The sequence below is a fragment of the Brachybacterium sp. J153 genome (assembly GCF_036311905.1).
Classification (GTDB): domain Bacteria; phylum Actinomycetota; class Actinomycetes; order Actinomycetales; family Dermabacteraceae; genus Brachybacterium.
Window position 1 is genome coordinate 216,895 of sequence record NZ_JAZDCH010000010.1, and the last position, 8,895, is coordinate 225,789.

The 8,895-nt window shown below is 71.8% G+C and carries 7 protein-coding genes; 6 read left to right on the forward strand and 1 reads right to left on the reverse strand.

The features are described 5' to 3' along the window. Positions 1 to 95 precede the first annotated feature (95 nt). The 6 genes from V1258_RS06510 to mnhG are packed head-to-tail and all read left to right on the forward strand — an operon-like array spanning position 96 to position 7,022. Positions 96 to 3,029 (forward strand): Na+/H+ antiporter subunit A, encoded by a 2,934-nt coding sequence (locus V1258_RS06510; RefSeq protein ID WP_329748893.1) that lies wholly within the window; start codon positions 96 to 98, stop codon positions 3,027 to 3,029. Next, positions 3,019 to 3,678 (forward strand): Na(+)/H(+) antiporter subunit C, encoded by a 660-nt coding sequence (locus tag V1258_RS06515; protein WP_329748894.1) that lies wholly within the window; start codon positions 3,019 to 3,021, stop codon positions 3,676 to 3,678. Before V1258_RS06510 ends, V1258_RS06515 begins: the two co-directional genes overlap by 11 nt. A gap of 2 nt (positions 3,679 to 3,680) precedes the next feature. Next, positions 3,681 to 5,240 (forward strand): Na+/H+ antiporter subunit D, encoded by a 1,560-nt coding sequence (locus V1258_RS06520; protein ID WP_329748895.1) that lies wholly within the window; start codon positions 3,681 to 3,683, stop codon positions 5,238 to 5,240. Then, on the forward strand, positions 5,237 to 5,773 hold the full coding sequence (locus V1258_RS06525; RefSeq protein WP_329748896.1) for a Na+/H+ antiporter subunit E: 537 nt from the start codon (positions 5,237 to 5,239) through the stop codon (positions 5,771 to 5,773). Before V1258_RS06520 ends, V1258_RS06525 begins: the two co-directional genes overlap by 4 nt. Beyond that, on the forward strand, positions 5,770 to 6,432 hold the full coding sequence (locus tag V1258_RS06530) for a monovalent cation/H+ antiporter complex subunit F (protein WP_329748897.1): 663 nt from the start codon (positions 5,770 to 5,772) through the stop codon (positions 6,430 to 6,432). Before V1258_RS06525 ends, V1258_RS06530 begins: the two co-directional genes overlap by 4 nt. Then, positions 6,429 to 7,022: a monovalent cation/H(+) antiporter subunit G gene (mnhG, locus tag V1258_RS06535; RefSeq protein WP_329748898.1), complete on the forward strand. Its 594-nt coding sequence runs from the start codon at positions 6,429 to 6,431 to the stop codon at positions 7,020 to 7,022. Before V1258_RS06530 ends, mnhG begins: the two co-directional genes overlap by 4 nt. An 80-nt stretch (positions 7,023 to 7,102) precedes the next feature. Here the strand turns inward: mnhG and V1258_RS06540 are convergent, their stop codons facing one another. Next, positions 7,103 to 8,779: a formate--tetrahydrofolate ligase gene (locus tag V1258_RS06540; protein ID WP_329748899.1), complete on the reverse strand. Its 1,677-nt coding sequence runs from the start codon at positions 8,777 to 8,779 to the stop codon at positions 7,103 to 7,105. Positions 8,780 to 8,895 lie beyond the last annotated feature (116 nt).

The window sequence follows — 8,895 nt, forward strand, 5'->3', positions numbered from 1 at the left end:
AGCCCGGAGGAGTTCAGGTGGACACAGATTCGGTGGGGGTCGGTCCCGTAGAATGGTCGAGGCCCCCTTCCCCACGCCCGCCGGACGGAGACCGCATGCTGTCGATGCTCCTCGCCCACCTGGCGGCGGCTCTTCTCGGGCCGTGGTTGGTGCGGACGATGGGACGCAATGCGTTCTACCCCTTGGCCCTGGTGCCGGCGGGCTCCGCGATCTGGCTCGCGACGATCGACCCGCGCGCCCTCGCCGCGGCACCCGTCGAGGTCTCCGTCCCGTGGATCCCTGCTTTCGGGGTCGACCTCGCCCTCCGCCTGGACCCGCTGAGCTGGGTGATGGCGCTGATCGCCACCGGGATCGGCGCGATCGTGCTGCTGTACTGCGCGCGCTACTTCTCGGACACCGAGCCGGGGCTGGGCCGCTTCGCGGGCGTGCTCACCGCCTTCGCCGGTGCGATGCTGGGGCTGGTCCTCGCCGACGACGCGATGGTGCTGTTCACCTTCTGGGAGCTCACCACCGTCTTCTCCTACCTGCTGATCGGTCACTACCAGGACAAGCAGGCCTCCCGCCGCGCCGCGATGAACGCGCTGGTCTCGACCACCGCGGGCGGCCTGTCGATGCTCGTGGGCCTGCTGATGATGGCGAGCTCGGCCGGCTCGATGCGGCTCTCCGACATCGTGGCGGACCCGATGTGGGCGCAGGCGGATCCCTTCCTGATCACGGCCATGCTGCTCGTGCTGGTCGGGGCGCTGAGCAAGTCCGCGATCGTCCCCACCCACTTCTGGCTCCCCGGGGCGATGGCGGCGCCGACCCCCGTCTCCGCCTACCTGCACGCCGCCGCGATGGTGAAGGCGGGCGTCTACCTGATCCTGCGCTCGGCCCCCGCGCTCTCGCATCTCGAGGCGATCAGCATCCTCCTAGCCGTGCTCGGCGCCGCGACGATGCTGCTCGGCGGCTGGCGCGCCCTCCGCCAGACCGACATCAAGCTGCTGCTCGCCTACGGCACCGTCTCCCAGCTCGGCTTCCTCACCGCGATCTCCGGGCTCGCGACCGAGGACGCCGTCCTCGCCGGGATCTCGATGCTCCTCGCCCACGCGGTGTTCAAGGCGCCGCTGTTCATGGTCGTCGGCATCATCGACAAGAAGTTCGGCACCCGCGACCTGCGTGTGCTGCAGGACGTCGGCCGGGTCGCCCCCGTCGTCGCGCTCATCGGCACGGTCTCGGCGGCGTCGATGGCGGCGATCCCCCCGCTGTTCGGCTTCGTCGCCAAGGAAGCGCTCTACTCGGCGCTCTGGTACGGGGAGACGTGGCATCGCATCCTGCTGATCGCCCTGGTCGCCGGGTCGGTCCTCACCGTCGCCTACTCGTGGCGCTTCGTGAAGGGCGCCTTCGGCCCCGCACCCGGCGCGCCGCCGCTGCCGCGCCCCACGATCCCCGTGCTCTTCTGGGCACCGCCCGCCGCGGTGGCCGTGCTGTCCATCGCGCTGGTGGCCGTGCTCGGGCCGCTCGAGGAGGTCCTCCGGGGCGTTTCCGCGGGGCTGCCGCCGAGCGAGGAGGGCATCCACCTGGTGGTCCTACCGCATCTCGGGGTGCCGCTGCTGGCCTCCGCGGTGACCCTCGGGACCGGTGCGCTGCTGGCCTCGCGGATGCGCTGGCTGAACACGCTGCAGAAGCGCGTCTCGCCGCAGCGCTGGGCCCGTGAGGAGCTGCAGGACTGGCTCGACGCGGAGCGCCTGTTCCGCAAGCTGATGCGCGCGACCGATCTGCTCGCGATCGCGGTCACGCCGCTGTTCCAGCGCGGCTCCCTGCCCTACACCCTGGGCACGATGCTGCTGGTGCTGATCGCCCTGGTCGGCCCGGTGGCGCTGGTCGGCGCCCCGGTCCCGGACAACCTGGTGCTGATGCAGCACCCGATCGAGCTGCTCGTGCTGCCGGTGGTGGCGCTCGCCGCGATCGGCGCCGCCCGCTCCCGTCGGCGGCTGCGCGCGGTCTTCCTCATCTCCGTGACCGGCTACGGCATCGCCCTGCTCTTCCTCGTCGCGGGCGCGCCCGATGTCGCGACCACGCAGGTGCTCGTGGAGACCGCGATGACGGTCGTGCTGGTGCTCGTGCTGCGGCGCCTGCCGCTGCACTTCTCGCGGAGGCCGCTGCGGATCGGCGCCTGGGGACGCTGGGGGATCGCGATCTCGACCGCCGTGGTGCTGTGCGGCGCCGTGCTCTACGCGGCCGACGCGCGGTCCACCGACCCGCTCGGCCCCTCGCTGATCGAGCCCGCCTACGAGATCGGCGGCGGCCACAACGTCGTCAACGTCGCGCTGGTCGACGCACGCGTCTGGGACACCATGGGCGAGATCTCGGTGCTGCTGGTGGTCGCCACCGGCGTCGCCTCGCTCATCTTCGTCACCCGCCGCGAACAGGGCATCTCGCGGGTCCGCGACCTCTCGGAACGTCCCTCGATCTGGCGCCGCCGCGCCGATCCGGCGCTGCCGCAGAACGCGCTCGACTTCGACGCGCGCCCCGACGAGGTCGCGGGCGGCAACCGCTGGCGCACCTGGCTCTCGGCCGGGCTGACGCTCGCGCCCGAGCGGCGCATGGTGATCCTCGAGGTGGTCACCCGCATCGCCTTCCCGATGACCATGATGTTCTCGCTGTACCTGCTCATGGCGGGGCACAACCATCCCGGCGGCGGCTTCGCGGGCGGCCTGGTGGCCGGGCTCGCCCTCGCCCTGCGCTACATCGCCGGCGGCCGCTACGAGCTGTCCGAGGCGATGCCGGTGCAGGCCGGCTTCGTGCTCGGCACCGGCATGGCGATCGCGGTCGCGGCCGGGGTGCTGCCGCTGCTCTTCGGGGGGACGATCTTCGCGACCGCGACCCCGGTGGTGGACGTGCCCCTGCTGGGCGAGCTGCACTTCCCGAGCGCGCTCCTGTTCGACCTGGGCGTCTACCTCGTGGTGGTGGGCGTGATGCTCGACTTCCTGCGCTCGCTCGGCGCCCAGATCGACCAGCACCAGGAGGCCGATCTCGATGCCCGTTAGCCTGCTGCTCCTGCTCACCGCGGGGATCCTCATCGCCTGCGGCGTGTACCTCGTGCTCGAGCGCACCCTGTCCCGGGTGATCCTCGGCTTCGTGCTGCTGGGCAACGGCGTGAACGTCCTGTTCATCGTCGCCGCCGGGCCGCAGGGCCTGCCGCCCTTCGAGGGCACGGGGGATCCCGCGGAGATGACCGATCCGCTGCCCTTCGCGATGGTGCTCACGGCGATCGTGATCGCGCTGGGCATCACCGCCTTCGGCGTCGCCCTGTCCTATCGGGCCTGGCAGCTGTTCGGCCACGACGAGGTCCCCGACGACGTCGAGGACCGCAGGGTGTTGCGCCGCCGTCGTCGTCGGGCGGAGGACGTCGAGGACCTGCCCTGGTCGCAGGCGCTCTCCGAGGAGACCCGCCGGGGCGCTCTGATGCATTCCCAGGGCTTCGGGCCTGACGACTCCGACGCCCTCGGATCCGACCTCAGCAGCGCCGAGGACGTCCCCCAGGACCACACCGAGGCCGACGAGGGAGAGTCGAGCTCGCTGCGGGCCCAGCTGCGCCGCCGCCGGGAGCGGCGGCACGGAGCGGCCGACGCCCCCGGCACCGCCCGCGCCTCCGACACCCCGCCCGCCCCCGACGCCCCCGAGGAGGAGTCCTGAGCATGGAGCTCCTCCTGGCCCTGCCCGTGATGCTGCCGCTCGGCGGCGCCGCGGTGACCCTGCTGCTGCGCCACCACGTGCGGGTGCAGCTGTGGCTGACGATCCTCACCCTCGCCGCGATCCTCGCTGTCGCCCTCGTCGTCGGCTATCACGTCTCCGAGGTGGGCGGGGTGATGGTGCTGCAGATCGGCAACTGGACCCCGCAGCTGGGCATCGTGCTGGTCGCCGACCGGCTCACCGCGATGATGCTCGTGGTCTCGAGCTTGGTCACCCTCGCGGTGCTGGTCTACTCGAGCGCGCAGGCGGTCTCCGAGTCCTCGGAGCGGACCCCGGTCGCCATCTACCACCCCACCTACCTCACGCTCGTGGCCGGGGTGTCGATGGCCTTCCTCGCGGGCGATCTGTTCAACCTCTACGTCGGCTTCGAGGTGCTGCTGGCCTCGAGCTACGTGCTGCTGACCCTCGGCGGCTCGGCGAGCCGGATCCGCGCGGCGACCACCTACGTGATCGTCTCCCTGCTCAGCTCGGTGATCTTCCTGGCCGCCATCGCGGCGGTGTACACCGCGGTGGGCACCGTGAACCTGGCCGAGCTCGCGGTGCGGCTGGACGGTCTGGAGTCCGGCACCCGGATGATCCTCGAGCTGATGCTGCTGGTGGCCTTCGCGATCAAGGCCGCGATCTTCCCGCTGAGCGCCTGGCTGCCGGACTCGTACCCGACGGCCCCCGCCCCGGTCACGGCGGTCTTCGCGGGCCTGCTCACCAAGGTCGGCATCTACGCGATCCTGCGCCTGGAGACGCTGCTCTTCCCCGCCTCGCAGATCTCGAACCTGCTGCTCGCCGCGGCGGGGCTGAGCCTGTTCATCGGGATCCTGGGCGCGGTCGCGCAGACCGACCTCAAGCGCGTCCTCTCCTTCACCCTCGTCTCGCACATGGGGTACATGCTGTTCGGCCTGGGCATGGTCACCCAGACCGGCATGGCGGCGACGATCTACTACGTCGCCCACCACATCACCGTGCAGTCCACGCTCTTCCTCGCCGCGGGCCTGATCGAGCACCGCGGCGGGACCACGAACCTCATCAAGCTGGGCGGTCTGGCGAAGCTCGCCCCGGTGATCGCGGTGCTCTTCTTCATCCCGGCGATGAACCTCGCGGGCATTCCGCCCTTCTCGGGCTTCATCGGGAAGGTCGGGTTGATCGAGGCCGGCATCTCCTTCGACACCGCCGCGGGATGGATGCTCATCGCCGTCAGCGTGATCACGAGCCTGCTGACCCTCTACGCGATCGCGAAGATCTGGAACCGCGCCTTCTGGCAGGAGCCTGATCAGGAGATCGTCGAGCGCGACGTGCCGATCCCGCGCGTGATGCTCGGCGCCACCGGCGCGATGATCGGCTTCTCCCTGCTGCTGACCGTGCTGGCCGGGCCGATCATGGACTACGCCGACGAGGCGGCGCACGCGGTGCTGCAGCGCTCCCCGTACGTCTCGGCGGTGCTCGGCGACGAGGCGGCGGGAGATCTGGTCTACCGGATCGACGATCAGGGGCAGCGGGTGGAGGAACGATGAGCCGCCGGGTGGACGAGCTGCGCCGCTCCTGGTTGTGGATCCTGGCGGCGGTCCTGCTGTGGTGCCTCCTCTGGGGCGCCGTCGACCTGCGCACGGTGCTCGGCGGGGCTCTCGCCGCGATCCTCGTCTTCTGGCTGTTCCCGATGCCGCCGATGGGCCATGAGCTGACCGTCCGCCCGCTCGCGGCGGTCACCTTCCTGGCGCGCTTCCTCGTGGACCTGTGCGTCTCCGCGGTGCAGGTGGGCTGGTATGCGATCCGCCCGGCGCCGGCGCCGCCCGGCTCGGTGATCGCCGTGCAGCTCGCCTCCCGCTCCGACTTCTTCCTGACCATGACCGGCATCGTGTGCACCCTCGTGCCGGGCTCGGTGGTGGTCGAGGCGCAGCGGGCCACCGGCATGCTGTTCCTGCACACGATCGGCCCGGGCACGGCGGAGGAGGTCGAGGCGGCACGCGCCGACGTTCTCGCCCAGGAGGAGCGCCTGCTGCGGGCCTTCGCGCGTCGGGAGCTGCTCGAGGAGGCGGGTCTGCGATGAGTCCCTTCGAGATCGTGCTGCTGGTGTGCGGGGTGGTGCTCGCCCTGTCCTCGCTCGTGGTCGTCTACCGCATGATCGTGGGGCCGACGATTCTCGACCGCGCCGTGTCCACGGACACCTTCGTGGTGCTGCTGGTGCTCGCCATCGCCCTGTACACCGCCCAGGCGCGGGCGCCCTGGGCGGGCCCGGCGATGCTGACGCTGACGGGGCTGGCCTTCATCGGCACGGTGACCTTCGCCCGCTTCGTGGCCCGCGAGGACACGTTGCAGGGGCGGCATCTGCAGCCCGAGGAGCCGGACACCGTCACCGCCGAGCACGAGGTGATCCATGACGTCAGCGGGGACGGCGACCCCGGTCCGTCCTCGTCTCGCGCGGGAGCCGCGGGGCCCGGCGCGGCCTCCGGCGCCTCGTCCGCGAACACCGTCCCGACCGACCTCGACGTCGAGCCGAGCGGCTTCGGCGGCGATGGCGCGGACCGCGGGTTCGAGGTGTTCGGGTCCGAGGACGACGAGGACGACGAGCAGGACGATCGCGCCCGCCGCGCCGATGACCCGATGGGGGCCGACGGGTCCGCGGAGGACGCGCACGGCGCGCAGGACGAGGACTTCGGGGCGGGCGACGGCTCCTTCGGGGCCCCGGACGAGGGAGGCCGAGGATGAGCGTCGCCGAGATCGTGGCATCGATCCTGATCGGACTCGGGGTGCTGCTCGCGGTGCTCGCCGCGGTCGGGCTGAACCGCTTCCAGGGGGTGCTGATGCGCCTCCACGCCGCGTCGAAGCCGCAGACCCTGGGACTGATCCTGGTGTTCTCCGGCGTCGCGATCGCGACCGGCTCCTGGACCCTCGCGGCGCTCTTCCTCGCCGTCCTCCTGGCGCAGATGCTGACCGTCCCGGTCGCGAGCGTGATGGTGGGCCGCGCAGCCTTCCGGCGCGGCTTCGTGCGCGGCGGCGACTATGCGATCGACGAGCTCACCCCGCGGCTGGCCGCGGCAGGCGACGACGATGACGACGAGGACGGCTTCGTCGACGAGTCAGGGGACGACCACGAGGGCCTGGCGGGGGAGGGCGCCGAGCGGTTCCCGGAGAACGTCGTGGTCGGCGAGCACGAGGATGCGCTCATCGACCCCAACTGGGAGGAGCCGGAGGCCGGCGCCGAGGAGGTCGAGGACGAGGAGATCCTCGACATCGACCTCGACGACGAGACCGAGCGCGAGGCCGAGCAGGTCGCGGAGCGCGACGAGCGGCACTGAGCCGGATCCCGTCGGGAGCCCCGACGGGTCCGGCGGGCCGCGGCGCCCGCCGGAAGACCCGGCCCCCCCGTCGGCCGCTCTCAGAACAGCCCGACGGACTCCCCGGACTCGGTGACCCCCATGCGCAGGGCGGCCGGCTCCTGGGGCAGTCCCGGCATGGTCATGATCGCGCCGGTGAGGGCGACGACGAAGCCCGCACCGATCTTGGGCACCAGGTCCCGCACGTGCAGCACGTGCCCGGTGGGGGCGCCGAGCAGCGTCGGATCGTCCGAGAAGGAGTACTGCGTCTTCGCGACGCAGACGGGTAGTGTGTCCCAGCCGTTTCGCTGCAGCATCCGCAGCTGGGCGGGGGCGCGCTCGGTGAGCACCACGTCGTCGGCCCCGTACACCTCACGGGCGAGGGTCCGCAGGGACTCCTCGATCCCGCCCGCTGGGGCGTAGAGCGGGTGGTACCCCTCGCCCTCCCCGGCCTCGATCGCGGCGAGCACCTGCTCGGCGACGGCCCGGCCGCCCTCGCCGCCGTCGGCCCACACCTCCGAGAGGGCCGCGCGGAAGCCCTGCTCCCGAGCCCAGTCGAGGACGGCGGCGAGCTCGGCCTCGGAGTCCGTGGGGAAGCGGTTCAGGGCGATCACCGGTTCGAGCCCGAACTTGCGCAGGTTCTGCACGTGGCGGGCGAGGTTCGCGGTGCCGGCGAGGGCGGCGTCGAGGTCCTCGGTGCCGAGGTCGGCCTTGGCCACCCCGCCGTGCATCTTCAGGGCGCGCACGGTCGCGACGACCACGGCGGCGTCGGGATGGAGTCCGCCGAGGCGGGACTTGATGTCGAGGAACTTCTCCGCGCCGAGATCGGAGCCGAAGCCGGCCTCGGTCACGGTGATGTCCGCGAGGGAGAGCGCGAGGCGGGTCGCGGCGAGGGAGTTGCAGCCGTGGGCGATGTTCGCGAAGGGCCCGCCGTGCACGAGGGCGGGCGTGCCGCCGAGGGTCTGGACCAGATTCGGCAGCAGGGCGTCCTTGAGCAGCATGGTGATCGCGCCGCCCACCTGGAGATCGGCGACGGTCACCGGGGTGCGGTCGCGACGGTAGCCGACGACGATGGCGTCGATGCGGCGCTGCAGGTCCGCGAGATCGGTCGCGAGGCACAGGATCGCCATGATCTCGGAGGCGACGACGATGTCGAAACCGTCCTCGCGGGGGACGCCCTGCCCGGGCCCGCCGAGCCCGATGACGACCTGGCGCAGGGCGCGGTCGTTCACGTCGACGACGCGCTTCCACTGGATGCGGCGCGGGTCGAGGTCGAGCTCGTTGCCCTGCTGGAGGTGGTTGTCGATCAGGGCGGCGAGGGTGTTGTTCGCGATCTGGATGGCATGGAAGTCGCCGGTGAAGTGGAGGTTGATGTCCTCCATCGGCACCACCTGGGCGTGGCCGCCCCCGGTCGCGCCGCCCTTGATGCCCATGATCGGGCCGAGCGCGGGCTCTCGCAGGGCGACCATCGTGCGATGGCCCATCAGCGAGAAGGCGTCGGCGAGGCCGACGGTGGTGGTGGACTTGCCCTCGCCCGCGGGGGTGGGCGACATGGCGGAGACCAGCACGAGGCGGCCGGTGCGGCCCGTCGGCTCCATCGCGCGGACGTCCACCTTGGCCTTCGTGCTCCCGTAGGGGATCAGGGCCTCCTCGGGGATTCCGGCGCGCTCGGCGATCTCATGGATCGGCAGCAGGGTCGCCGCCTGGGCGATCTCGAGGTCCGGATTCTGGGCTGACATCGTCGTCCTCCAGGGGATGGTCGGGTCCGGGGGTCGCCCGGGCTGATCCCCCTCAGCCTAGGAGGCGCGGCCGCGCGCTGTGAGCGTCTTCCGTAAGACCCGCGAGGTCCCGCATA

Coding starts and splice junctions, on each gene's coding strand:
- V1258_RS06510 (WP_329748893.1), top strand. CDS start 96: ATGCTGTCGATGCTCCTCGCCCACCTGGCGGCGGCTCTTCTCGGGCCG.
- V1258_RS06515 (WP_329748894.1), top strand. CDS start 3,019: ATGCCCGTTAGCCTGCTGCTCCTGCTCACCGCGGGGATCCTCATCGCC.
- V1258_RS06520 (WP_329748895.1), top strand. CDS start 3,681: ATGGAGCTCCTCCTGGCCCTGCCCGTGATGCTGCCGCTCGGCGGCGCC.
- V1258_RS06525 (WP_329748896.1), top strand. CDS start 5,237: ATGAGCCGCCGGGTGGACGAGCTGCGCCGCTCCTGGTTGTGGATCCTG.
- V1258_RS06530 (WP_329748897.1), top strand. CDS start 5,770: ATGAGTCCCTTCGAGATCGTGCTGCTGGTGTGCGGGGTGGTGCTCGCC.
- mnhG (WP_329748898.1), top strand. CDS start 6,429: ATGAGCGTCGCCGAGATCGTGGCATCGATCCTGATCGGACTCGGGGTG.
- V1258_RS06540 (WP_329748899.1), bottom strand. CDS start 8,779: ATGTCAGCCCAGAATCCGGACCTCGAGATCGCCCAGGCGGCGACCCTG.